The sequence below is a fragment of the Streptosporangium sp. NPDC048886 genome, from assembly GCF_055586905.1.
Genome location: NZ_JBVJHH010000020.1, coordinates 100,711 through 124,632, shown reverse-complemented (window position 1 = coordinate 124,632; position 23,922 = coordinate 100,711). Strand labels below are relative to the sequence as shown.

Annotated in this window: 22 protein-coding genes; 12 read left to right on the top strand and 10 right to left on the bottom strand. The window is 71.0% G+C overall.

Annotated elements, in window-relative coordinates; translation table 11 throughout:
* Nucleotides 1-58: 58 nt before the first annotated feature.
* The 5 genes from ACZ6R6_RS25100 to ACZ6R6_RS25080 all read left to right on the top strand — a co-directional run bounded on the left by ACZ6R6_RS25100 (nt 59) and on the right by ACZ6R6_RS25080 (nt 5,757).
* Nucleotides 59-2,248, top strand: coding sequence for a peptidase domain-containing ABC transporter (locus tag ACZ6R6_RS25100; RefSeq protein ID WP_470097120.1), 2,190 nt, complete (start codon nt 59-61; stop codon nt 2,246-2,248).
* Between the two features lie 149 nt (nt 2,249-2,397).
* Nucleotides 2,398-2,550, top strand: coding sequence for a hypothetical protein (locus ACZ6R6_RS25095; protein WP_306859720.1), 153 nt, complete (start codon nt 2,398-2,400; stop codon nt 2,548-2,550).
* 178 nt (nt 2,551-2,728) lie between these two features.
* Nucleotides 2,729-3,715, top strand: a complete 987-nt coding sequence (locus ACZ6R6_RS25090; protein ID WP_470097118.1) for an MvdC/MvdD family ATP grasp protein — start codon at nt 2,729-2,731, stop codon at nt 3,713-3,715.
* A gap of 1 nt (nt 3,716) precedes the next feature.
* Nucleotides 3,717-4,814, top strand: coding sequence for a TIGR04500 family putative peptide maturation system protein (locus ACZ6R6_RS25085; protein ID WP_470097116.1), 1,098 nt, complete (start codon nt 3,717-3,719; stop codon nt 4,812-4,814).
* A 343-nt stretch (nt 4,815-5,157) separates the two neighbouring features.
* Nucleotides 5,158-5,757: a TetR family transcriptional regulator gene (locus ACZ6R6_RS25080; RefSeq protein ID WP_470097114.1), complete on the top strand. Its 600-nt coding sequence runs from the start codon at nt 5,158-5,160 to the stop codon at nt 5,755-5,757.
* A gap of 107 nt (nt 5,758-5,864) precedes the next feature.
* On the opposite strand, the gene ACZ6R6_RS25075 is transcribed toward ACZ6R6_RS25080, so the two are convergent.
* Nucleotides 5,865-6,242, bottom strand: a complete 378-nt coding sequence (locus tag ACZ6R6_RS25075) for a winged helix-turn-helix transcriptional regulator (protein ID WP_470097112.1) — start codon at nt 6,240-6,242, stop codon at nt 5,865-5,867.
* A gap of 101 nt (nt 6,243-6,343) precedes the next feature.
* On the opposite strand from ACZ6R6_RS25075, the gene ACZ6R6_RS25070 reads away from it, so the two are divergent.
* Nucleotides 6,344-6,979 carry an NAD(P)-dependent oxidoreductase gene (locus ACZ6R6_RS25070; RefSeq protein WP_470097110.1) on the top strand — a complete coding sequence of 212 codons (636 nt, stop codon included), beginning with the start codon at nt 6,344-6,346 and terminating at the stop codon, nt 6,977-6,979.
* Nucleotides 6,980-7,002: 23 nt separating this feature from the next.
* On the top strand, nt 7,003-8,184 hold the full coding sequence (locus tag ACZ6R6_RS25065) for a serine hydrolase domain-containing protein (protein ID WP_470097108.1): 1,182 nt from the start codon (nt 7,003-7,005) through the stop codon (nt 8,182-8,184).
* 61 nt (nt 8,185-8,245) lie between these two features.
* Here ACZ6R6_RS25065 and ACZ6R6_RS25060 read toward each other — a convergent pair whose 3' ends face one another.
* Together ACZ6R6_RS25060 and ACZ6R6_RS25055 are read right to left on the bottom strand one after the other, a co-directional pair.
* The gene (locus ACZ6R6_RS25060) at nt 8,246-9,169 is read right to left on the bottom strand and encodes a class F sortase (protein WP_470097106.1); all 924 of its coding nucleotides are present in this window, start codon (nt 9,167-9,169) and stop codon (nt 8,246-8,248) included.
* A 17-nt stretch (nt 9,170-9,186) separates the two neighbouring features.
* Nucleotides 9,187-10,500 (bottom strand): hypothetical protein, encoded by a 1,314-nt coding sequence (locus ACZ6R6_RS25055; RefSeq protein ID WP_470097104.1) that lies wholly within the window; start codon nt 10,498-10,500, stop codon nt 9,187-9,189.
* Nucleotides 10,501-10,790: 290 nt separating this feature from the next.
* On the opposite strand from ACZ6R6_RS25055, the gene ACZ6R6_RS25050 reads away from it, so the two are divergent.
* Entirely contained in the window at nt 10,791-11,936 is a 1,146-nt protein-coding gene (locus tag ACZ6R6_RS25050) for an acyl-CoA dehydrogenase family protein (RefSeq protein ID WP_470097102.1), read from the top strand.
* 145 nt (nt 11,937-12,081) lie between these two features.
* Here the strand turns inward: ACZ6R6_RS25050 and ACZ6R6_RS25045 are convergent, their stop codons facing one another.
* Together ACZ6R6_RS25045 and ACZ6R6_RS25040 are read right to left on the bottom strand one after the other, a co-directional pair.
* Complete coding sequence (locus tag ACZ6R6_RS25045; RefSeq protein ID WP_470097100.1) at nt 12,082-12,594, bottom strand: hypothetical protein; 513 nt, start codon at nt 12,592-12,594, stop codon at nt 12,082-12,084.
* A 177-nt stretch (nt 12,595-12,771) separates the two neighbouring features.
* Nucleotides 12,772-13,371 (bottom strand): MmyB family transcriptional regulator, encoded by a 600-nt coding sequence (locus ACZ6R6_RS25040; protein WP_470097098.1) that lies wholly within the window; start codon nt 13,369-13,371, stop codon nt 12,772-12,774.
* Nucleotides 13,372-13,535: 164 nt separating this feature from the next.
* On the opposite strand from ACZ6R6_RS25040, the gene ACZ6R6_RS25035 reads away from it, so the two are divergent.
* The gene (locus tag ACZ6R6_RS25035; RefSeq protein ID WP_470097096.1) at nt 13,536-14,546 is read left to right on the top strand and encodes an aldo/keto reductase; all 1,011 of its coding nucleotides are present in this window, start codon (nt 13,536-13,538) and stop codon (nt 14,544-14,546) included.
* A 66-nt stretch (nt 14,547-14,612) separates the two neighbouring features.
* Here ACZ6R6_RS25035 and ACZ6R6_RS25030 read toward each other — a convergent pair whose 3' ends face one another.
* The 5 genes from ACZ6R6_RS25030 to pdxH form a co-directional block, all read right to left on the bottom strand.
* Nucleotides 14,613-15,407 carry an alpha/beta fold hydrolase gene (locus tag ACZ6R6_RS25030; RefSeq protein ID WP_470097094.1) on the bottom strand — a complete coding sequence of 265 codons (795 nt, stop codon included), beginning with the start codon at nt 15,405-15,407 and terminating at the stop codon, nt 14,613-14,615.
* 95 nt (nt 15,408-15,502) lie between these two features.
* Nucleotides 15,503-17,734, bottom strand: coding sequence for an ATP-binding SpoIIE family protein phosphatase (locus ACZ6R6_RS25025; protein WP_470097092.1), 2,232 nt, complete (start codon nt 17,732-17,734; stop codon nt 15,503-15,505).
* A 120-nt stretch (nt 17,735-17,854) separates the two neighbouring features.
* The gene (locus ACZ6R6_RS25020; RefSeq protein ID WP_451927643.1) at nt 17,855-18,559 is read right to left on the bottom strand and encodes a metal-dependent transcriptional regulator; all 705 of its coding nucleotides are present in this window, start codon (nt 18,557-18,559) and stop codon (nt 17,855-17,857) included.
* 156 nt (nt 18,560-18,715) lie between these two features.
* Nucleotides 18,716-19,963, bottom strand: a complete 1,248-nt coding sequence (locus tag ACZ6R6_RS25015) for an MFS transporter (RefSeq protein WP_470097089.1) — start codon at nt 19,961-19,963, stop codon at nt 18,716-18,718.
* 59 nt (nt 19,964-20,022) lie between these two features.
* Nucleotides 20,023-20,676 carry a pyridoxamine 5'-phosphate oxidase gene (pdxH, locus tag ACZ6R6_RS25010; protein ID WP_470097087.1) on the bottom strand — a complete coding sequence of 218 codons (654 nt, stop codon included), beginning with the start codon at nt 20,674-20,676 and terminating at the stop codon, nt 20,023-20,025.
* 168 nt (nt 20,677-20,844) lie between these two features.
* On the opposite strand from pdxH, the gene ACZ6R6_RS25005 reads away from it, so the two are divergent.
* The 3 genes from ACZ6R6_RS25005 to ACZ6R6_RS24995 all read left to right on the top strand — a co-directional run bounded on the left by ACZ6R6_RS25005 (nt 20,845) and on the right by ACZ6R6_RS24995 (nt 23,921).
* Entirely contained in the window at nt 20,845-21,951 is a 1,107-nt protein-coding gene (locus ACZ6R6_RS25005; protein ID WP_470097085.1) for a citrate synthase 2, read from the top strand.
* 150 nt (nt 21,952-22,101) lie between these two features.
* The gene (gene serC, locus ACZ6R6_RS25000; protein ID WP_470097083.1) at nt 22,102-23,211 is read left to right on the top strand and encodes a phosphoserine transaminase; all 1,110 of its coding nucleotides are present in this window, start codon (nt 22,102-22,104) and stop codon (nt 23,209-23,211) included.
* 146 nt (nt 23,212-23,357) lie between these two features.
* Nucleotides 23,358-23,921 (top strand): TIGR00645 family protein, encoded by a 564-nt coding sequence (locus ACZ6R6_RS24995; protein ID WP_470097081.1) that lies wholly within the window; start codon nt 23,358-23,360, stop codon nt 23,919-23,921.
* The last annotated feature ends 1 nt before the right edge of the window (nt 23,922 follow it).

The following is a 23,922-nucleotide window of genomic DNA, read 5'->3' as shown; positions in this document are numbered from 1 at the left end:
ACCGGCCCCCAGTCACTCGCAACCGCGCTCAAAGCGGAGGGGCGGAGACTACCGACCCATGCGGGTTCCAGTCATACTCCAGCACAGCTTGGTCGAATGCGGGGCCGCCTGCCTCGCGATGGTCCTCGGCGCCCACGGGCACCACACCTCCGTGCGCGCCCTGGCCGAGGAGATGGGCGTGGGCCGGGACGGCGTCAGCGCGCTCACCCTGGTACGCGTCGCGCGGGCGCGCGGGCTGACCACCCGGGCGCTCTCCCTGCCCGCGGCGCACATATCCGAGATCCCCCTGCCGGCCGTGGCCCACTGGCGGGCGAGACACTTCGTGGTGGTGGAGCGGGCGGCCGGGGACCGGATCACGATCGTCGATCCGGGGATCGGAAGGCTGAGGCTCTCCCGGGAGGAGTTCGCGCGGGACTTCAGCGGCGTGGTCCTCACCTTCGCCCCCGGCCCGGACTTCCAGCGGGGACATCTCGGCGAGCGGCGATCCTGGTGGTCGCGCTACGCCCGCGTCAGCGTGCTGAACCATCGGGGCATCCTGGCCGTCCTGGTGCTGCTCAGCCTCATCCTGCAAGGGCTCGGGCTCGTCCTGCCCACCGCCACCGAGAGCGTCGTGGACCGGGTGCTGGGGCGCGGGGAGATCGGCCTGCTGCCCCTGCTGGGACTGGCCGCGGCCGTGGCGGCGCTGGCCTACCTCGCCGCCGGAGGGCTGCGGGCCTGGGCGCTGGCCGTGCTGCGGGCCCGGGCCGACACCGCCCTACTCGACGACCTGGCCAGGCGGCTGCTCGCCCTGCCGTTCCGCTTCTTCGCCCACCGGGGCTCGGCGGACCTGGTCTCGCGGATCACCGGAGCCGTCGTGCTGCGGGACATCTTCACCGGCCAGGTGCTGTCCACCCTGCTCGACGCGCCGCTGGCCGTCGGCTATCTCGTCGCGATCACCGTACGGTCGCCGCTGCTCGGCGGGGTGCTCGTCGTCCTGGCCGCGGCCCAGCTCCTCGTGCTCCTCGTCACCCGGCAGCGGATCCGCGACCTGGTCCACCGCGAGCACGAGGCGCGCAACGAGGCGCAGGGACAGCTCGTCGAGTCCGTCAAGGGCATCGAGACGATCAAGTCGTCCGGAGCGGAGTCCCAGGTTCTGGAGCGCTGGACGCGTCTGCTGGACATCCAGACGCAGCAGGCGCGGCGGAGCTCGTTCGCCCAGAGCATGCAGGACACCGCGCTGGGGGCGCTGAGGTTCGGCGCCCCGCTGGCGCTGCTGTGGGCCGGTGCGTGGCAGGTGGTGGAGCACCGGCTCACCGTCGGCGCCATGCTCGGCGTGCTGGCCCTGGCCGCCGCCGCCCTGGCGCCGCTGGCCTCGTTGACCGGCAGCCTGCGGAGCCTCCAGCTCGCCCGCGCCCAGGCCGAGCGGCTCGCCGACATCTGGGAGACCGCCCCGGAGTCCGGCCCCGGCGCCCCGGCCGGTGACGAGGGCGCGGTCACGGAATCCTCCTCCCCGGCCGGACCCGGCGGCGGAGCACGGCGGAGCGGGATCGAGATGAGGGCGGTCGGCTTCCGGTACGCCCCCGAAAGCCCGTGGATCGTCCGTGGGATCGATCTGCGCGTCGTCCCCGGGCAGAAGGTCGCGCTGGTCGGGAGGTCCGGGTCCGGCAAGACCACCCTCGCCCGGCTCCTGCTGGGGCTGTTCCCGCCGGTCGAGGGCGAGATCCTCTACGACGGGGTGCCGGTGTCCCGCCTGGACCCGGGACGGCTACGGCGCCGCTTCGGGGTGGTCACCCAGGAGCCCGCCCTGTTCACCGGCTCGATCGCGGACAACATCGCCCTGGGAAGCTCCACCGTCTCCCCCGGCCAGGTGGAGGAGGCCGCCCGGCTGGCCTGCGTCCACGACGACATCGCCGCCATGCCCCTCGGCTACCACACCCTGCTGACCGAGGGCGGGGGCCTGTCCGGCGGCCAGCGCCAGCGCATCGCCCTGGCCAGAGCGATACTGGCCCGGCCGGAGATCCTGCTGCTGGATGAGGCCACCAGCCATCTCGACACCGACACCGAGGCGGCGCTGAGCGCGAACCTCGGCACCCTCCCCCAGACGCGCATCGTGATCGCCCACCGGCTGAGCACGATCAGGGACGCCGACCTGATCCTGGCACTGGACGGCGGCCGGATCGTCGAGAGCGGCACCCACGACGCGCTGATCCGCTCCGGCGGCCTGTACGCGCGCCTGGCCCGGGCGCAGCTCCCGGCGGGCTCCCGGTGAGCCCCGTGCCCGCCGGGAGAGACGTGACAGCGGGTCCGCAGTCATCCCCAAGTCACCCGCAGTCGTCCTCAAGTCACCTACAAGACGAGATCCGCATGATTGGTCACGAGATCGCTTTTCCACAGCGACAAGGAGAGGAGGAACGTTCCATGAACGCGGCATCACGTACCGAGCTCGGGGACATCACGCCGGTCGGCGCCGAGCTCGACGAGAGCGCGCTGAGCGGCATCAGCGGCGGCCAGAAGGTCGAAATCACCACGGGGTGGGAGGCCGACCCGCCCGGCATCTGCGGCAGTGACTGAGTAGTCGCGCCCAGCCGCCGTCCCGCCAGCCGGGACGGCGGCGACGGCCGGCGGTCACCGGGCGCGGGGACGCGCGCCGTCCCCGCGTCCGGTGACCCGCCGCCCCCGAGTCCGGAGAAACCCGTTCTCCCCGGCGGTCCGTCGCCTGCGCGCAGGCTCCCGCTCTCCAAGGAGATCCGTGTCACCCCCGCATGTCCTCGTCCTCACCGGTGAGGCCGACCCGCACGCCGACCACATCCGTCACCTGCTGGCCGGACGCGGCGCCCGGACCACCGTCTTCGACAACCGGGACTATCTCACCCGGGCCCACGTGGAGCTGGCGTACACCGCCCGTGGACTCACCCGGCGGCTGCTGCACACCGAGTCCGGCACTCTCGACCTGGACACGCTGACCGCGCTGTGGTGGCGGCGCCCGACGCCGCCCGAGGCGCATCCGGCGCTCACCGACCCGTCGGTGGCCGCCTACGCCGCGCAGGAGAGCGTGAACCTGATCACCGACCTCTGGGAACATCTGCCGTGCCGTACGGTGCCCGCGCGGGAGTCGGTGTTCCGGCGCGCCGCGCACAAGCCGTCCCAGCTCATGCTGGCCGCCGAGCTCGGGTTCGAGATCCCGGAGACCCTGATCGCGACCCAGGCGGACGCCCTGTGGGACTTTCACAACCGCCATGACGGTCACATCGTCACCAAGCCCATGGGCAAGCCCTGGGTGGGGAACCTCACGGGGGGCCACACGGTCACCCGGCACTGCGAGTTCGTCTCGGCCCGTGATCTGGCCTACGCCGAGGCACTGCGGTTCTGCCCGGTCATCGCGCAGCAGTACGTGCCGAAACGGCTGGAACTGCGGGTCACCGTCGTCGGCCGGCGGGTGTTCGCGGCCGAGATCCACTCCCAGGAGAGCAACCGGTCGAGGGTGGACTGGCGCCTGTACGACATCGAGGTGACCCCGTACGGCGTGCACCGGCTTCCGGACGAGGTCGCTCAGCGGTGCCTGGCGATGACGGACCGTCTCGGGCTCGACTTCGGAGCGTTCGACCTGGTCCTGACCCCGGACGGCCGGTATGTGTTCCTGGAGATCAACCCCAACGGCCAGTGGTTGTGGATCGAGGAGCTGACCGGCCTGCCGATCAGCGAGGCCCTCTGCGACCTGCTGCTGGAAGGAGCCTGACGTGTCCCCGATCGTGCCCCCCGACCTCCTCGGCGACGCCCTGGAATGGCTGCGCGGGCTGGACGGCGTGCGCCCGGAGCGCGCCGACGAGCGGCTTTCGGAGCTGCGCGCGCGCCATCCGGAGGTGAGGATGCGGCTGCTGTGGCAGCGTGAGGCCGCCACCGACGACTACCACTACGATCTGCTGCTCCCCTCACCCGAGGGGAGCGTCTCGCTGGCTTTCGCGCCGGACCGGGCGATCCCCTGGCCGCTGCGGGGCGGGCAGCGCTCCGGTGAGCAGCTCGTCCTGCGCGTCAACGGCGTCGACATGACGATGGAGCGGGTCGTCTCGGTCCTCGACGTGCTGTGGGACGATGTCGCGCTCGCCCGGCGCCTGGTGAACTCCGCCCTGGTCGAGCAGGCTGTGGACGTCCGCGACCAGAATCTCCCCGCCGACCGGCTCCAGGAGGCCATGGACGCCTTCCGCCGGGCGCGGGGGCTGCTGACCGCACAGGCGGTGCGGGAGTGGATGGCCGAGCGCGGCCTCAGCCACGCCCGCCTGGAGGAGATCGTGGCGCGCGAGGCGGCGGTGGCGGCCCTGCGCCGGGACGTGGTCAAGGGACGGGTGGAGGACTTCTTCGCCGCCCACCGCGCGGAGTTCGACCGGCTGCGCGTGGTCAGGCTGCGCTACGCAGACCCCGGCCGCGCCGACGCCGCCGCCGCGCTCCTGCGGGCCGGGGCCGTGCCGCCTGACGGGCCTGACGGGGTGGAGAAGGACGCCGACCCCGTCGCGTTGGCGGTCGAGGAGGTGCTGGCGGGCGTGGCCACCTGCCGGATGGAGGCGAACAACAGGGACGGCCTGGTCGCGCTCTTCGGCGCCCCGGCGGCGGACGCGCGGGCCGGCCAGGTGCTCGGGCCCGCGCGGCTCCCGGACGGCGGCTTCTGCGTCGCGCACGTGCTGGCCGTGGAGCCGGCGGCACTCGACGAGGTGACCCGCGGGCTCGTCGAGCGGCGGATCTTCGACGACTGGCTGGCGGAGCAGCGACGGAACGCCCACGTGGAGTGGTTCTGGGGCAGCCGGGCCCGCACCGACGAGCTCACCGCCGCCCTGCGGACCTGACACGGAACCCGCCGGGAACGTCCCACGCGGAGAACGTCGCGGCCGAGGAAGTCAGGCGGAGGAAGTCAGGCCGAGAACGTCAGGCGGAGGAAGTCAGGCCGAGAACGTCGAGGCCGAGGAAGCGGAGGGCGTTCCGTTAGGCTGGCCCGGTGTGGCGAAGGACGCGGTCGTGAACGCGCCGCCCCCCGAGAACGGCGCACGCAGGAGAGACGCGCCGATCTCCGGGAGCGGTCCGCGCCGGAGGGAGGCGGCGGCTCCCGGAGAAGACCCGCGCGCGAGGGAGGCGACTCCCGGGAACGGTCCGCGCGCGAGAGCAGCGGCCCCCGGGAGCGATCCATACGAGGTGGACGCGCCGCCCTCCGGGAAAGGCCCGCGGGAGAGGGCCGACGCCGCACGCAACCGGGCGCGGATCCTCGCCGCGGCCGCCCGGATCGTGGCCGCCCACGGCGTCGAGGGGCTGGCGATGGCGGACGTGGCCGCCGCGGCGGGAGTCGGCGTCGGCACCCTCTACCGCCGCTTCGGCGACCGCTCCGGGCTGGCGTACGCGCTCATCGACGAGCGGGAACGGGAGTTCCAGGCGGCGTTCATCGAAGGACCGGCGCCGCTGGGACCAGGCGCCCCCGGGACCGCCCGCATCCGCGCCTTCCTGCACGCCCTGGTCGACCGTACGGTGGCCCAGCTCGACCTGCTGGTCATGGCGGAGACCGCGAGCCCCCTCGCCCGCTTCGGCGCCGCCTACGATCTCCACCACAGCCACCTCGCGATGCTCATCGCGCAGGTGAAGCCGGGCGGCGACGCCTACTTCCTGGCCGACGCCCTGCTGGCGCCGCTGGCCGCCCCGCTGCTGGCCCACCGGCTCCGCACCGGCGGGGTGACCGTCGAGCGGGTCAAGGCCGGGCTCGACGACCTGCTCTCCGGGTTCGAGGCCGGACCGGCGGGCTGAAGCCCGGGGCCGAGGCCGGACCGGCGGGCTGAAGCGCCGCGCGACCGGCCCCGGCGCCCGGCGGACCGCGCCGGACGCGCGGCTCCAGCCGGCGTGGCCGAGCGGCGCTAGCCGGCGTGGCCGAGCGGCGGGAACGCCTCGCGCGCCTCCAGCAGCTCCTCCCAGTGCTCCTGTGCCCAGTCGCACATCACGGTCATCGGCCCGAGGATGCTGCGGCCGAGCGGGGTCAGCCCGTATTCGACCCGCCGCACGGGCTCGTCATGGGTCGTGCGGGTGATGAGGCCATCCCGTTCGAGCGCCCGGAGCGACTGCGTGAGCACCTTCGCGGTGATGCCGCGCAGAGGGACCCGGAGCTCCGAGAAGCGCCGCGGCCCGTGTTCGAGGCAGCGGATGATCATCCCTGCCCATTTGTCACCGACGCGGAAGGGCGAGAGAGCGGACGGGCAGAGCTCGTCGAACATGTCCGGATCAAGCGGTTGTCTCACGATCTCACGGTAGCCGGTATCCCGGCGGTAACCACGTGTCCGGCTACCGTCCGGGGCAGCGGTCGGCGACCAGGCCCGGCCCCGGGACGTGAGGCGGACTGATGAGCGAGATCATTGTTTTCGGCGCGGGCGGCAGGGCCGGGCGGACGGCCGTCGCGGAGGCTCTGCGGCGTGGTCACCGGGTCACCGCGGTCGTGCGCGACCCGGCCGGGCACGGCGATCTGGCCACGGACGGCGTGCGCGTCGTCGCCGGCGACGTCACCGACGCGGACGGCGTCGCCCGGCTCGCCGAGGGGCACGGCGCCGCGATCAACTCCGCCGCCGACCTGGGCTCGCAGCCCGACGCCTTCTTCCCCGCCGCCTCCCGCGCGCTGCTCGACGGGCTGGCGCGGGCCGGGATGGACCGGCTGGTGGCGGTCGGCCTGGCGTCGGGGCTGAAGACCGGGTCCGGAACGCTCCTGATGGACACGCCCGGCTACCCGCAGGAGTACCGCGGCTTCTATCTGGGGCACGCGGCCGGGACCGAAGTGCTGCGCACCGCGACCACCGCGCTCGACTGGGTGGTCCTCAGCCCGGCGGGCGACTTCGACCACGGCGGTGCCCGCACCGGCCGCTACCGGCCGGCCGCGGGCGATGCGGCCAGCAGGATCTCCTACGCCGACTTCGCGATCGCGCTGCTCGACGAGATCGACACCCCGCGGCACCACCGCACGCACCTCGGTGTCGAGGAGGGCTGAGGAGCGGGCCCCGAGGAGGGCCGGTGGAGGCGGAGGAGGACCCGACGGCCCTCGCCGCCCTGGTCCCGGCCGCGGGGACCCCGGCGCTCGCCGCCGCCGTGGCGACGCCCTCCGCCGCCGTGCGGACCGAGGTGCCGCCGATCGACAGCGCGGCGCTGGAGCGGAGCATCGCCGGGCTGCCCGCCCCCGACGCCACCGCGGCGGAGGTCAGGGTGGGCGGCTCGAAGGGCTCGTGGCACGGGGTCACGGGGGTGACCGATCTGCGCACCGAGCGGCCGGCGAAGGAGGGGGCCCGGTTCCGGGCAGGCAGCGTGACCAAGATCTTCACCGTCGCGGTCGTGCTCCAGCTCGTCGCCGAGGGCCAGCTCTCGCTCGACGGCACGGTCCAGGAGTATCTATCGGGCCTGCTGCCCGCCGACTACCCGGCCGTCAAGGTCGGCCAGCTGCTCAACCACACCAGCGGGCTGCCCGCGCCCAAGTCCGGCGACGGCTTCGAATGGGTCTACGCCACCAGGTTCAAGAAGTGGACGCCGGAGGAGTATGTCGGCAAAGCCGTGGAGAACCCGATCGAGTTCGCCCCGGGCACCCGGCAGCACTACCTCAACACCAACACGTTCGTGGCGGGCATGCTGATCGAGAAGGTCACGGGCCGCTCCTACGAGCACGAGGTGACCACCCGGGTCCTCCGGCCCGTCGGCATGCGCGACAGTTACCTGCCCGGCGACTCCATCCGGATCCGCGGGCGGCACAACCACGGCTACCAGGTCGTCCCCGAAGGGTTCCAGGACGCGATCGAGTACGGCCGGGCCCACGTCGTGGACATGACCGAGACCAGCGTCACCTCGACCTGGGCCTCCGGTGACCTGATCTCCACCACGGCCGACCTGGAGAGGTTCGTCAAGGCCCTGTTCGGGGGCAAGGTGGTGCCGGCCGCCCAGCTGGAGCACATGTTCACGGTGCCGAGGGTGACGATGTACGGCGGCGACCAGCCCGCCGTCCACACCTCGGGCCTGACCAGGTTGGAGCTGCCCGGCGGCATCGTGGCCTTCGGCAAGACCGGCGCCAGGTACGGCAGCGCGTCCGGCGTCGGCGCCACCCGCGACCTGGGCCGCACGGTCGTCTACTCGATCAACTCCACCGACGCCAAGGCCGCCGGGCAGAACCAGCGCGGCCTCGGCATCGCGCTCGCCGCCTTCGCCGGGTAGGCCCGGCGCTCGCGGGACCGGGCCACCGTACGGCGGGCGGACGCGGGCCGGAGCCGCGCGCTCAGACGCGGCGGGTCTTCGACAGGGTCGCGTAGACGATGATGTTGTCGGTGTAGTGGCCGGTCCTGCGGTTGTAGACACCGCCGCAGGTGATCAGCCGCAGGGTGGCCTCACCGGTGTTGCCGTAGACCCGCTTCGACGGGAACGCCTTCTTGCTGACCTGCTCCACGCCGTCGACCGTGAACTCCGCGATGGTCTTGTCCGACCGCGACACCTTGATCGTGTCCCCGCGCCTGACCTCCTTCAGCCGGCTGAAGACGGCGGCCCCGCTCCGGGTGTTCACATGCCCCAGGATCACCGAGGGCCCCTGCTGGCCGGGGATCGGCCCGTGCTTGTACCAGCCCGCCTGGTTCGGCTTGCTCAGCGGCGGGGTCTGGATCTCCTTCTTGGCGTCCACCCCCAGCGCCATCAGCGGAGCCAGCAGGCCGATCTTCGAAATGGCGATCCGGTACGGCTTCACCCCGGCGCTCTTGAGCGGCGCCGGCGGCTGGACGACGGGCAACGGCGGGGGCGCCGTGGGCGCGGCGGCCGTCAACGGCACATCCAGCCCACCCGGCCCCACCGCCGACGGCAGCACCGGCCCGGGTGCCTCCGGCTGCTGTTGCTCCGGCGGCTGCTGTTGCTGTTGCTGCACCGGCTGCTCCCCCGGAGCGGGGACGTCCTCCACCACCAGGGTGTCCGCCGCATTCGGCGCCGGAGGTCCGTAGGACTCCTCGTCGGCCACCGGAGTCATGTAGGTGAGCAGCCCCGCCATGATCGCGGCCACCCCGCCGAGCGACCCGGCCACGAGCGCCACCGGGAGCAGCAGGCTCCCCCTGGGCTTGGGAGGGCGGCCGACGCCGTACGGATCGTGACCATGGGGATCGTGACCGTAAGGATCATGACCGTAGGGATCGGGACCGCCCTGCGAGGGCCCTGGATACATCCGGCGCGCCTCCTTGCCTAACCCCGGCCGCGCGCGTGCGCCGCCCGCCGCCGCTTCAACGCCACCCCACCCATGACACTTCCAAGAAGCATCGCCGTTCCGCCACCGACCAGCGCCATTCCAGAGGGGCCGTCCCCAGGAGCCTCACCGGTCTGGGCCCCGCCCGTGGGCGTCACGGTCACCTGAGGAGCCGTCGGCGTGGCCCGGGTGGGGGTCACGGTCGCCGTGACGGTCAGCGTCGGCTTGGGCGTCGACGCGGGCGTGGTCGTCGTGGTGATCGTGGGCCTCGGCGACGTGTTGGTGGGAGTCGGAGTAGGAGTCCTGGTGGTAGGAGTCGGCGACGGACTGGCCGACGCCTTCTCCACCTTCACCGCGACCGTTTCGGTCTTCGTGGGCTTACAGATGGCGTTGAAGTCGTTCACATCCGTGTAGAGCTCCGGCTTGGGCTCACGCAGGACCTTGAAGGCGTCAACGATCATGTACTTGTCAGGAGACTTGTTCTTGAGAGTGACCGTGTGTCGGCCGTACTTCAATCCCTTGACCGACCAGAGAACTTGCTGGGTCCGTTTCACATCTGCTGGAACTGGAGTTGTTTTGTCAGCTTCCTTGGAGGCGTCAACCTTCTCCGCCGGAGCAGGCTGCTTACCAGCCTCCTGAAGAACGACTTCGACTTCACCCATGTCGTCGTCGCGTTCAGTGATGTATTCAACTCCCGTGCCAGTAAAAGAGAACTCTACGGTGGCGTTCCCGGATTTACTCGCATGTACGTCTTTCTGGAAATCGTCGATCAGAGGGTCAGCTCTTCGCGTCCAGTCAGCAGGCGCTCCATATTTGATTTCGGGGTTCCCGTCCTCACCAACACTGTCATTCACTGTAGGAACCGTCTCGGGTGGGAGGAACTGCACTGTCAGGTCCCTTGGTGTGACCTTGATCTCTCCCTCCTTCCCGACGATGTAAGATCCCGGGTTCAGCGTGGGTAGAGCCAGTTTCGCGCCCTGCTGCAACGCTTCGGCGATCGTGAGCTCACCCATCGAGTCGAGCGTCCCGACGCCACTCCAATAATCGGAGATCCCAGCACTGCCCCTGGCGATCACGCGCGCCTTCTGGTCAAAATTACCCGGCGCCTTGAAAGGCGAATCCCCGAGAGTCCATTTGATCTGAAGCGACTGACCGACGTAGACGGTCGTCGGAATCGAGACCTTAACCGAGACATTCGCGCCGGCAGGAGTCATCGCGGTCGGAGCAGGGGTGCAGAAGAAGTCGGAAGTGTAGTTGTCGGTCTCCGCGTAGCTCTGCGAGCTGGAGATGACGACCAGGGAGCTGACCGCCACCCCTAGGACTGACGCCGCGACTGTTCTACGGAGTCCCGCTCCCCACCGAAACACCGCACACTCCGATCATCGGGTCTGGTCGCAAAACTGGTCATCTAATCACAACTAGGTCCGGATCGTACTGTGCCGCGATGCCGTGACGCAGGAAGATGACAAGACCCCCAGGGGACTGTGGCGGACTTGTGATCTGGTCCACGTGGAGGCGGAGACCCCGGCGGCGTCGCGAGGGTGGGTGTACCTGGAAGTAACAGAATCGTATTCTGGTCCACGGAGCCCCAAGGAGGCAGTCAATGCAGCGAGACCTCTTCGAGGAGGAGCACGAGCTCTTCCGTGAGACCGTGCGCGAGTTCCTGGCCCGTGAGGTCGTGCCCCATCACGCGCAGTGGGAGAAGGACGGCATCGTCCCCCGTGAGGTGTGGAAGAAGGCCGGCGAGATCGGGATGTTCGGCTTCGGGGTGCCGGAGGAGTACGGCGGGGCGGGGATCACGGACTTCCGCTACAACAGCGTGATCCTTGAGGAGGTCATTAGGATCGGCGCCTCCGGCCTGGGCTTCTCGCTGCACAACGACGTGATGGCGCCGTACTTCGTCGACCTCACCAACGACGAGCAGAAGCGCCGCTGGCTGCCCGGGTTCGCCGGCGGCGAGCTCATCACGGCCGTCGCGATGACGGAGCCCGGCGCGGGCAGCGACCTGCAGAGCATCAGGACGACCGCCCTGCGCGAGGGCGACCACTACGTGGTCAACGGCCAGAAGACCTTCATCACCAACGGCATCAACTCCGACCTGGTCGTCGTGGTCGCCAAGACCGACCCGGCCGCGGGCGCCCGGGGGACCTCCCTGCTCGTCGTCGAACGGGGTATGGAGGGCTTCAGCCGGGGCCGCAACCTTGAGAAGATCGGCATGCACGCCCAGGACACCGCGGAGCTGTTCTTCGACAACGTCCGGGTCCCGGCGGCCAACCTGCTGGGCGAGGAGGAGGGCCAGGGCTTCTTCCAGCTCATGGCCAACCTGCCGCAGGAGCGGCTGTCGATCGCGGTCATGGCCGTGGCCGCGGCCGAGACCGTCCTGCGGACGACCATCGACTACTGCAAGAGCCGCACGGCCTTCGGCCGCAGCATCGGCAGCTTCCAGAACACCCGTTTCGTCCTGGCGGAGCTCGACACCGAGGTGGAGATCGCCCGTCACTACGTCGACAAGTGCGTCCGGGCCCTCAACGCCAAGGAGCTGAGCGTCGTCGACGCCGCCAAGGCCAAGTGGTGGACCACCGAGCTGCAGACCAAGGTGATCGACCGCTGCCTCCAGCTCCACGGCGGCTACGGCTACATGATGGAGTATCCCGTCGCCAAGGCCTGGATCGACAGCCGGGTCCAGACCATCTACGGCGGCACGACCGAGATCATGAAGGAGATCATCGGCCGTTCCTTCGGCTTCTGACGCTCCCGCTCCGGCCGCTTTCCGGCGCTCCACGGCGGACCATCCGCGCCACGGCGGACCGCTCTCTCCCGGACGGACGCCCACCCCACGACAGGACCGCCGCGCCCTCTGGTGACGCGGCGGTCCCGTCGTGACGGCCCGGCCGTCAGTCGGCGACGAGCTCCTCGATCTGGGCGGCCTGCCCGTCCTTGATCGTCACCTTGGCGTAGAGGGAGGTGCCCGCCTTGAGGGCCTTCTTCAGCTGCTCCACGGTGCACTTGTGCGGGAGGTCGCCCTGCTTGCAGATGCCGCCCTGCACGTCGAGCACCACCGTGAACGGCGTGAGCTCCGCCTTCTGCGCCTTCTCCCCCTCGGGCGCCACCGTGATCGAGTCCGCCCCCTGGAGCTGGACGTCTCCCACCAGCACGGCGTCGGTCTCCCTCGGCAGGACCCCGTCACCCGGCGACGCCGACGCCGACGCCGAGGCCGAGGCCGACTCCGACGGCTGGGGCTCCTGCGAGGCGGGGAGCTGCGACACCGACGCGGAGGCGGACACCGAGGCGGACGCGGTGGGCGTCGCCGAGGCGGCGGACGTCTCCCCTCCTGCCGAGCAGGCGGACAGGCCGGCGGCGAAGGCCGCCGCCAGCAGAATGCGCGTTACCGTCAAGGATCTGTTCACGTCGCGCAACGATGCCATGGAACGCGGGTCCGTGCTCAATCGCCGCGAGATCGGCACCGGGGACGCATACTGGTCAGCGAAGGCTCCCCAGAGGCGGTGTTGATGGACAGCGGACTGATCCTGCTGATCTTCCTGGCGTTCCTGTTCGCCTGGGGGCTCAACCGGGTCCGGCGGACCCTACGGCTCGGCCCGGTCGCCTACGCGGGCGTCATGGTGGTGTTCGTCCTGGTGATGCTCGCCATGTGGGGCCAGACGTTCCGATAGCGTCCAGCTGGCCAGCAGCCGCAGTGCGGCCTCCGACTCCGAGCCCGGTTCGGCGGAGTAGGCGATCAGCGACCGGCCGTCCTCGCCGGCCACCGCGAGCGTCTGGAAGTGCAGGGTGAGCTCGCCCACCAGCGGGTGACGCAACCGCTTGGTCCCGCGGGTCTTGTCCCGCACGTTGTGATCGGCCCACCAGCGCCGGAACTGCTCGCTCTTCAGCGACAGCTCGCCGACCAGCGCCGTCAGCCGGGGGTCGTCGGGATGCTTGGCCGCGTTGAGCCGCAGGTAGGCGACCGTCGCCCTGGCCTTCTCCGCCCAGTCCGGGAAGATCTCCTTGGTCCGGTCGTCCAGGAAGCACAGCCGTCCCCAGTCTCGCCGCTCCTCGGCGATCGCGCCGAAGTCGACCATCAGCGCCGCGGCGAGACGGTTCCAGGCCAGCACGTGCGTCCGGTAGTCGATCACATAGGCCGGAACGCCCTCCATCGCCTCCAGCAGGGCGTGCAGCTCCGGCCCCACCTTGGACCGGACGCTCCGCCCCGGCCGCGCCGGCTTCTCAGGAATTCTCCCAGTCCGTTCATGTTCCGAGTATCCGCCGAACGGTCCCGCGCAACCTGGTTCTGTCACTCCTAGGCATCGCACGGCACTGGGTACGGCGGGCGTCCGCTCGCAGACTTGGCGACATGGACATCGCAGACATGAACATCAGCAGGGTCGGCTTCGGAGCCTGGGCCATCGGCGGCTCGGGCTGGCACTACACCTGGGGCGCGACCGACGACACCGACTCGGTCGCGGCGATCCACCGGGCCGTGGAGAGCGGGGTGAACTGGATCGACACCGCCGCGGTCTACGGCCTGGGCCACTCGGAGGAGGTCGTCGGCAGGGCGCTGGCCGGCCTGGCGGAGCGGCCCCACGTCTTCACCAAGGCCGGGCTCCTCTGGGACCCGGACAACCCGTCGGCCGCGCCGGACCGGAGCATGAGGCAGGTCCGCCGCGAGGTCGAGGACTCCCTGCGACGGCTCCGGGTGGAGCGGATCGACCTGTACCAGGTGCACTGGCCCGACACCGGAGCGTCCCTGGAGTGGAGCGGAGGGGCCGGGAGCGCGGCGTCGGAGCCCATGCCGCTGGAGGAATACTGGCAGGTCATGGCGGACCTGAAGCAGGAGGGCAAGGTGCGCGCCATCGGCCTGTCCAATCACGGCCCCGAGCTGTTGGAGATCGCCGAAGGGATCGCGCACGTCGACGCGGTCCAGCCCGGTTTCTCCGCCCTCAACCGCTCGGCGGCGCCGGAGATCGCCTGGGCCCGGGAGCACGGCACCGCGGTGATCGCCTACTCGCCGATGCAGTCGGGCCTGCTCACCGGCGCCTTCTCCCGGGAGCGGGTGGCCGCCCTGCCCGAGGACGACTGGCGGCGCGGTCACCCGGACTTCACCACCGGCCTCGACGCCAACCTCGCGGTCGCCGAGGCCCTGCGGTCGGTGGGAGAGCGCCACGGCGTCTCCACGGCCTCGGCGGCCATCGCCTGGGCCCTCGCCTGGCCCGGAGTGACCGGCGCCATCGTCGGGGCCCGCACGCCCGGCCAGGTCGACGGCTGGGCCGGCGCCGGAGATCTCCACCTCACCCCTGAGGACCTCGACGAGGTGGCCGAGGTGCTGCGCCGCACCGGGGCCGGGCAGGGCCCCGTCGCGCCCTGAGGCCCGGTGCCCGGCCGGACAGCGGGCCGGCCAGGCGCCAGGGGTGAAAGCCGCCCGGCCGGCCCGCTATCCGGAGCCTTCCAGCAGGACCCTGGCGACCAGCTCGGGATCGTCGCTCATCGGCAGGTGCCCGCAGCCCCTGAGCAGCTTCACCCGCCGCCCCGACCACCTGGCGGCCCGTACGGCCTGCCGCCGGAGCAGCAGCCGGTCGTGCTCGCCCCAGGCGATGGTGATCGGCGCCTTCGGCGGACCCGGGGGCATCGTCCACGCGAACGAGTCGAGGGTGTCGTCGAACCCGGGGGCGTCCCCGAGCGCCTGGACCGCCGCGAGCAGCGCCTCGGCGGAGAGCCTGGACGGATGGGCCACCATCACGCCCGCCCCGACCAGGCGGCCCAGCGGGCTCCGCGCGGCGGCCAGGGCCCGCTCCGGCGGCGCCGTCCGGGCCGAGGCCCCGGCGGCGCGGGCCGAGGCCCTGGCCGCCCGGAGCACGGCCCGCGCGTAGGCGAGCTCTCCACGGCTCCAGAATCCGGCCGGGGACAGCGCGGTGGCCGAACGGACCGCGCCCCGGGCGGCCAGCTCAAGGGCGACGTATCCCCCCAGGGAGTTGCCCGCCACGTGGGGGGTGTGCAGGCCGAGCATCGCGCAGAACGACTCGATCGCGTCGGCGAGGCTCTCCGCCGTGTACGGCGAGCCGGGCGGCAGCGGCGGGGAGACACCGAAGCCGGGGAAGTCCACGGCGATCACGTCCCGCTCGGCGGCGAGCCGGTCGAGCACCGGCAGCCACGCCTGCCAGTGGTGCCCGATGCCGTGCAGCAGCACCAGCGGCGGGCCGGCCCCGCGCCGTTCGAAGGCCAGTTCCATGCCCCGAGTCAAGCACCGATCGGTGCCTTCTCCTAGCCCCGCCGTGGCCCGGCCGGCCGCGTCGCGGCCGGCCGGGCTCACCCGAGCCGGTGTGCTCAGCGGGACTTGGTGGGGATCTCGAACCAGACGGCCTTGCCCTCCTTGGTGGGACGCGAGCCCCAGCGCTTGGCGAGCTGGTCGACGAGGTAGAGGCCCCGGCCGCCCTCGTCGTTCTCCCCGGCGCTGCGGATGCGGGGCAGCCGCAGGTCCTGGTCGAAGACCTCCACCCAGACGGACTCCCCGCCCCGGCGGAGCCGGAGCGTGAACTCCTTCTCGTTGACGATCTCGTTCTCGAAGCCGGGGAGGTCGTCCCAGGTCTCGTCGAACGGCATCGGGGCGTCCACCATCAGCTCGCGGCGCGGGATGCTGGCGCTGGCGGCGTGCAGCACCACGTTGGTCACCACCTCGGAGACCAGCAGGCAGGCGAGCTCGGCACGCTCCTCGGGGACGTTCCAGCCGGTGAAGGCCTCCGCCGCCATCCGGCGGGCCTCACCGACCATGATCGGCTGAGCCGGGAAGGTGCGCTCCTCGACCTCCAGGTCGGCGGGGGCGGACCTGACCACGAGGATGGCCATGTCGTCGTCGATCTCGCCGGGCACGGCGACCGTCGCGGCCTCGGCGATCTCCTCCACCGAGGAGTCGGAGACCTCGACGAGCTTGCCGGCCAGCAGCGCGAGGGTCTCCTCGTCGCTGGGCGACCTGCCGCCGTCGGCGTCGCGGACGGGACGGCGGTCCACCAGGCCGTCGGTGTAGAGGAGCAGCACCGCGCCCGGGGGCAGCGTCCGCGTCTCCTCCTTGTAGACCAGGTCGGCGTGGAGCCCCTTGGCGCGGACGCCGAGCGGCTGGCCGACCTCCTTGATGTCGAGCTCGGCGCAGACCCCGTCGTTGAGCAGCAGCGGCGGGGCGTGGCCGGCGTTGGCGAAGGACAGCTGCCGCGACCAGGCGTCGTAGACCAGATATTGGCAGGTGACGATCGGCGGGACGCTGATGTCCTCGCCGCTGTCGTCCCGCTCGGGGGTGGCGATGATGCGCGTCCACTCGTCGAGCCGGGCGAGGATCTCCGCGGGCGGCTTGTCGTCCTGGGCGAAGGCCCGCAGTGCGGCCCTCAGCTGGCCCATGACCGCGGCGGCCTTGGCCCCGCGGCCCTCGACGTCGCCGATGACGATGCCGACCCGGCCCGCCGACAGCGGGATGACGTCGTACCAGTCGCCGCCCACCTGGGTCTGGATGCCCTGCCCGTGCGAGGCGAGCGGCGCCGCCGGGTAGTAGCGGACCGCGATCTCCAGCCCGTCGAGCTCGGGCAGCGGAGCGGGCGGCAGCAGGTATTTCTGAAACGACTCGGCGGTGTGCCGCTCCTCCTCGAACAGCAGGGCGTTGTCCACCGCCAGCGCGACCCGGGTGGCGATGGCCCCCACGAAGTCGCGGTCGAAGGCGTCGTAGTGCGGGCTGCGCCGGTCGGTCAGGTTGGACAGCCCCAGGTACATCAGCCCGAGGACCTCGCCGCGCACGCACAGCGGCGCCACGATGGCCGAGGTCATCCCGATCTCGGCTGCCAGGCGGGTGTTGGCCTCGCCGGGGCTGGGATAGTTGGTCTGGGAGAAGTCCTCGACCAGGATCGTCTCCTGGCGGCGCAGCGCGATGTCGGCGTAGTGGCCCACCGGATAGCGGATCTCGGCGCCCAGCGGCGCCCAGGTGTTGGGCGGCGGGCTCCAGCCCTGGACGTGGGTGGAGACCCTCCGGGTCATCCGCTCGCCTTCCATCAGCTCGATGAAGCAGTGGTCGGCGAACTGCGGGACGAGCATCTCGGCGACGCGTTTGAGCGTCTCCTCGACGTAGAGGGAGCCGGCCAGCCGCTCGCCGATCCGCTCCAGCAGACCGAAGCGGTCCTTCTCCCGCTCGTTGCTGCGCATCGCCTCGCGGGCGGTGATGACGATGCCCGTCACCGACCCCGACGGGTGGCGCAGCGGCACGGCCTGGGCGCGGACGTAGACGATCGTCCCGTCACCGCGCCTGACGTCGAACGTGCCCTCCCAGACCCCGCCCTTGAGCACGTGCTTGGCGAGCTCGATGGCGAGCGGATGGTCCTTCTCCATGATCCCCAGGGAGAGCGCCTGGTCGCGCGACCCGGGTATCCCGGGGCGTCCGAACAGCTTCTCCGCGAAGGGGTTCCAGTAGAGCAGGTTGCTGAACCTGTCGGTGACGACCACCGCCATCTCAGCATGATCAAGAACGGAACCCGCCGAAAGGTGGTCGGCGGTGTCCTGGGTCACATCCCCCCACCGCTTCATCCGGTGACCACCCCTCGGGGACGGGTGTGCGCAAAGCGAACCACGGTTGCTCCTGCTGCAGTCTCGGCCGGGGAGTGAAGGGGCTCCCGAGGGGGATCCAACCAAGCAGAGGGGCCCAGGTCAGCGAGTGGAGACGAAGACGTGCGCGGCGATGTCTCGCGGAAGGTCCGCAAGAGTGCTCTCCGCTTCGTCGTCACCTGTCACCCGCACACCGTTGTCGCTCGCCGCGAGCATTACCTCGCGTCCGGGTTGTATCCCAACTTGCTTGAGTTTAAGCATCACAGCCGGATCGCTTTGCACTTGTTCGCTAATTCGCCGCACGACAACGGGTATATCTCTGGGTCCGGCCACGGCGGCCATCGACGGCAGGGACTCCCAGCCGCCGCCCTGGACGCCCTCGACCCCGAGTTCGTCGAGGCCGGGGATGGGGTTGCCGTGCGGGTCCTCGGTCGGGTTGTTCAGCAGCGTGACCAGCCGGGCCTCCACGGACTCGGACATGACGTGCTCCCAGCGGCACGCCTCGATGTGCACCTCCTCCCAGGGGAGGCCGATGACCTGGGTGAGCAGGCATTCGGCGAGGCGGTGCTTGCGCATGACCCGGGTGGCGAGCGTGCGGCCCAGGTCGGTCATGGTCAGGTGCCGGTCGCCCTCGACGCGGACCAGACCGTCGCGCTCCATCCGGGCGACCGTCTGGCTGACGGTGGGACCACTCTGCTGCAGCCGCTCGGCGATGCGCGCACGCAGAGGGACGATCCCCTCTTCTTCCAGCTCGAAGATCGTGCGGAGGTACATCTCCGTGGTGTCGATCAGGCCGTGTGCGGTCAAGGCTCCTCCCGTCCTATCTCGATGCCGTGTCCGTCGCGCGGCGTCCCCGTGAGAGCCGTGCGGGACTGAAGTCTCGGACCTCGACCCTATTGTGAGATCCGCCCACGGTGACAAAGGACGGCAACACCGGGGCTTGCCGAATCCTTCCCGAGCTGCTCAAATGTCGCGCGCGAGGGGACGGTATTTCCTGAACGCCGGTACGGCCAGCCCCACGGCGAGCACCGCGACCGCGCAGGCGACCCCGCCGCCGATCCACGCCCCGGTGGCCCCGAACCAGCTCGCCGTGGCCCCGGCCCGCAGGTCCCCCAGCCGGGGCCCGCCGGCGACCACCACCATGAACACCCCCTGCATCCGCCCGCGCATGTCGTCGGGCGCGTGGGTCTGCAGGATCGTCTGCCGCCATACGGAGGAGACCAGGTCGGCGGCGCCGCCGAGGGCCAGCAGCGCGACCATGGCCCACAGGTGGCCCACCAGCCCGGCGGCGGCGACGCTGATCCCCCAGGCCGCGATCACGAACGTGAGCGCCAGGCCCTGGCGGCGGACCCGGCCCACCCAGCCCGACATCAGGCCGCCGAGCACCGAGCCGATGGCCATGCTGGCCGACAGCCAGCCGAACGCGGTCGGCGAGCCGCCGAACCGCTCGGCCACGATCTCCGGGAACAGCGCCCTGGGCAGCGCGAAGGCCATGGCGATGATGTCCACGACGAACGACATCATCACGATCGGGTGCCCGGCGACGTAGCTGAGGCCGTCGACGACCGACCGGAGGCCGGGGCGGGACACCTCGCCGACCGGTTTGAGCCGCGGCAGCCGTACGGCGGCGTAGAAACCGGCGCCGAACAGCAGCGCGTCGATCAGGTAGGCGGGGGCGTAGCCGCCCTGGGCGAGCACGACCCCGCCGACCAGCGGGCCGGCGACGGTGCCGAGACCGCCCGACAGGTAGTTGAGCGTGTTGGCCGCCGGGACGAGCTCGGCCGGGACCAGCCGGGGGATGATCGCGCCCCGGGTCGGCCCGGTGATGGCGAACCCGGTGGCGTGCACGGCCACGGTGGCCAGCAGCAGGCCCACGTTCGTCATCCCCAGGGCCGCCTGGACCAGCAGCGCGAGCGTGGCGGTCCAGGCGATCAGCGCGCCGACCAGCAGGAGCCTGCGCCGGTCCACCGCGTCGGCGACGGCCCCGCCCCACAGCCCGAAGACCACCAGGGGGACCAGGTTGGCCGGGCCGAGCATGCCGACCCAGAACGACGACTCGGTGATGTCGTAGATCTGGGCGCTGACCGCCACGGAGGTGAGCTGGAAGCCGATGAACGACACGCCCTGGCCGGCCCAGAGCCGCCGGTACGCGGGGACACCCAGCGGACGGGTGTCCACCGCGAGCCGCCGTACGAAATCCCCGAACCCCACACCGCCCCCTACATCCGCCGGACATATGCGGATATATCAGTAAAGGTCGGGTAATAGGGTCAGGGGGCCAGGCGCTCCACGACCCAGGAGGCGCCCGAACGGCGGTATCGGAGGCGGTCGTGCATGCGGTCGAGCTGGCCCTGCCAGAACTCCACCTCCGCCGGCACGACCCGGAACCCGCCCCAGAAGTCCGGCACGGGCGGATCCTCCGGCCAGCGGCCCGCCAGCTCCGTGTAGCGGGCGTCCAGCTCCTCCCTGGAGTGCACGACGGCCGACTGCCGCGACGCCCAGGCGCCGATGCGCGAGCCGTACGGACGGGACCCGAAGTAGGCGGCCGACTCCTCTCGCGGCGTCCGCACCACCGCCCCCTCCACCCGCACCTGGCGGCGGATGGCGTGCCAGGGGAACAGCAGGCTGGCCCGCGGGTTCTCGGCGAGGTCGCGGCCCTTGCGCGACTCGTAGTTGGTGTAGAAGACGAACCCGTTCTCGTCGTAGTCCTTGAGCAGCACGGTCCGGGCCGTCGGCCGGCCGCCCGCGGAGGAGGTCGCGACCACCATCGCGTTCGGCTCGGGGAGCCCGGCGTCCACGGCCTCGCCGAACCAGACGGCGAACTGGGAGATGGGGTCGGGTGCGAGGTCGGCCTCCAGCAACGGCAGGCCCTGATAGGTGCGGCGAAGCCCCGCCAGCGACGGCGGGCGCGATGTGGCATCCACGGGAAGGTATTCTCCCGTGCTTGACGGAGAACGTGCGCACCGCCCCCACCTGGGACGATCGCGTTCCGGCGGGTCCGGCGGCACACCGCTGTGCCCCGCAGGGTTGAATATGACCCGCCGGTATCTCGACATCAAGGCTTTGACTTCAAGAAAGGGAGGCGGCCGAGAATGTCCGACTTCAAACCCGGGCTCGAAGGCGTAGTAGCTTTCGAGACGGAGATCGCGGAACCGGACAAAGAAGGGGGCGCCCTTCGTTATCGGGGCGTCGACATCGAAGAGCTGGTCGGCCGCGTGTCCTTCGGGAACGTGTGGGGCCTGCTGGTCGACAACAAGTTCCAGCCGGGTCTCCCCCCGGCCGAGCCGTACCCCATTCCTGTCCACTCCGGTGACATCCGCGTCGACGTGCAGAGCGCGCTGGCCATCCTGGCCCCCGCGTACGGCTTCAGGCCGCTGCTCGACATCGACGAGGAGCAGGCCCGCGACGACCTGGCCCGCGCCAGCGTGACCGCGCTCAGCTTCGTCGCCCAGTCCTCTCGGGGCCTCGGCAGGCCGATGGTCCCCCAGAGCGAGGTCGACAAGGGCAACAGCATCGTCGAGCGGTTCATGATCCGCTGGCAGGGCGACCCCGACCCCAAGCACGTGAAGGCCATCGACGCCTACTGGACGTCCGCGGCCGAGCACGGCATGAACGCCTCCACCTTCACCGCCCGCGTCATCGCCTCCACCGGCGCCGACGTGGCCGCGGCGCTGAGCGGCGCGGTCGGCGCCATGTCGGGACCGCTGCACGGTGGCGCCCCCGCCCGCGTGCTGCACATGATCGAGGGCGTCGAGCAGGTCGGCGACGCCAAGAAGTATGTCCAGAGCGAGCTGGACAAGGGCCAGCGCCTCATGGGCTTCGGCCACCGCGTCTACCGCGCTGAAGACCCCCGTGCCCGCGTGCTCCGCCGTACCGCCAAGGAGCTCGACGCGCCGCGTTACGAGGTCGCCGCGGCCCTGGAGAAGGCGGCCCTGGACGAACTGCACGCCCGCAAGCCCGACCGGGTGCTCGCCACCAACGTCGAATACTGGGCCGCGGTGATCCTGGATTTCGCCAAGGTCCCCTCCTCCATGTTCACCTCCATGTTCACCTGCGCCCGCACCGCGGGCTGGGCCGCCCACATCCTGGAGCAGAAGCGCACGGGCAGGCTCGTCCGCCCCAGCGCCAACTATGTGGGTCCGGCACAGCGCTCGGTCAACGACGTCCCCGGCGCCGCCGAGGTCCTCGACTCCGTCTGACCGACGTCCCGTACGGCTGTCGCGCGATGTCCGCGCGGCAGCCGTTCCGCGTTCCGCGGCCCGGGGCACCGGGTCCCGGATTCCAGACTCGCCCGTCTCACAATCCGGACTTCGACCTGGGCCGGCCGGAAGGCTCAGTAGGCTGGTCAGGTGGCTGACATCGTGATTCCCTCTGACATCAAGCCCGCCGACGGCCGATTCGGCTGCGGGCCCTCGAAGGTGCGCCCCGAGCAGCTCTCGGCTCTCGCCGCCTCCGGGTCCAGCGTGCTGGGCACCTCCCACCGCCAGAAGCCGGTCAAGTCTCTCGTCGGGCGGGTCCGCGCGGGCCTGTCGGAGCTGTTCTCGCTCCCCGAGGGATACGAGGTCGTCCTCGGCAACGGCGGCACCACCGCCTTCTGGGACATCGCCGCCTTCGGGCTCGTCCGTGAGAAGTCGCAGCACCTGCACTTCGGCGAGTTCTCCTCCAAGTTCGCCTCCGTCGTGGCGAAGGCCCCGTGGCTGGGCGACCCGACCGTGATCAAGTCCGAGGTCGGCAGCCACCCCGAGGCCCGGCTCGAAGAGGGCGTGGACGTCTACGCGCTCACCCACAACGAGACCTCGACCGGCGTCGCGATGCCGATCAGGCGCGTGGGCGAGGACGGCTCGCTCGTCCTGGTCGACGCCACCTCCGGCGCCGGCGGCCTGCCCGTCGACATCAGCGAGACCGACGTCTACTACTTCGCCCCGCAGAAGAGCTTCGCCTCCGACGGCGGCCTGTGGATCGCCCTGATGTCCCCGGCCGCGCTCGCCCGGGTCGAGGAGATCGCCGGCGGCGGCCGCTACATCCCCGAGTTCTTCAGCCTGCCGGTGGCCATCGACAACTCCTCCAAGGACCAGACCTACAACACCCCGTCGGTCTCCACGCTGTTCCTGCTGGCCGACCAGATCGAGTGGATGAACGGCAACGGCGGCCTGGCCTGGACCACCGCCCGCAGCGCCGAGTCGGCCCGCCGGCTCTACACGTGGGCGGAGAAGACCTCCTACACCACGCCGTTCGCCGCTCCGGAGTTCCGCTCCAACGTGGTCGCCACCATCGACTTCGCCGACGGCGTCGACGCCGCGCAGGTCGCCAAGGTGCTGCGCGCCAACGGCATCGTGGACACCGAGCCCTACCGCAAGCTCGGCCGCAACCAGCTCCGCGTCGCGATGTTCCCGGCCATCGACCCCGACGACATCGAGGCCCTGACGGTCTGCATCGACCACGTGGTCGAGCGTCTCTAGCCGGTCCGCCCGTGCCCCGGGGGGAGGCGTACGGCCTGCCCCCGGGCACCGGGAACGGCGAAGATCGTTGCTGAATCCCCGATTCGTCCCCGAGTGATCTATATCCGTAGAGTGTCCCCAAAAGATCGTCAAGGGGAGTTCTGCGCGTGAGTTCGACCTCGGAGACCGCCTCGTCCCAGGCCCGCAGCCTGGGCTATCTGATGTTCGCCAGCCGGTGGCTGCAGGTCCCGCTGTATCTGGGTCTGATCGTGGCCCAGGGCATCTACGTCTACCAGTTCATGGTCGAGCTCTGGCACCTGGTGTCCGAGATCGCACAGGGCGCGCTCCCTCCGGACTACACCCCCGAGGTCGCCGTGATGCTGGCCGTACTCGGCCTCATCGACGTGGTGATGATCTCCAACCTGCTGATCATGGTGATCGTCGGCGGCTACGAGACCTTCGTCTCGCGCATCAACCTCAACGGCCACCCCGACGAGCCCGAGTGGCTCTCCCACGTCAACGCGAACGTGCTCAAGGTCAAGCTGGCCACCGCGATCATCGGCATCTCCTCGGTCCACCTGCTGCAGACCTTCATCAGGGTCAGGGAGACCCCCAACGACAAGATCATGTGGCAGACGCTGATCCACCTGGCCTTCGTCGCCTCCGCCATCGGCCTGGCCTTCATCGACCGCCTGCTGCGGACCTCCCCCGCCGAACGCGTCCACGCCTGAC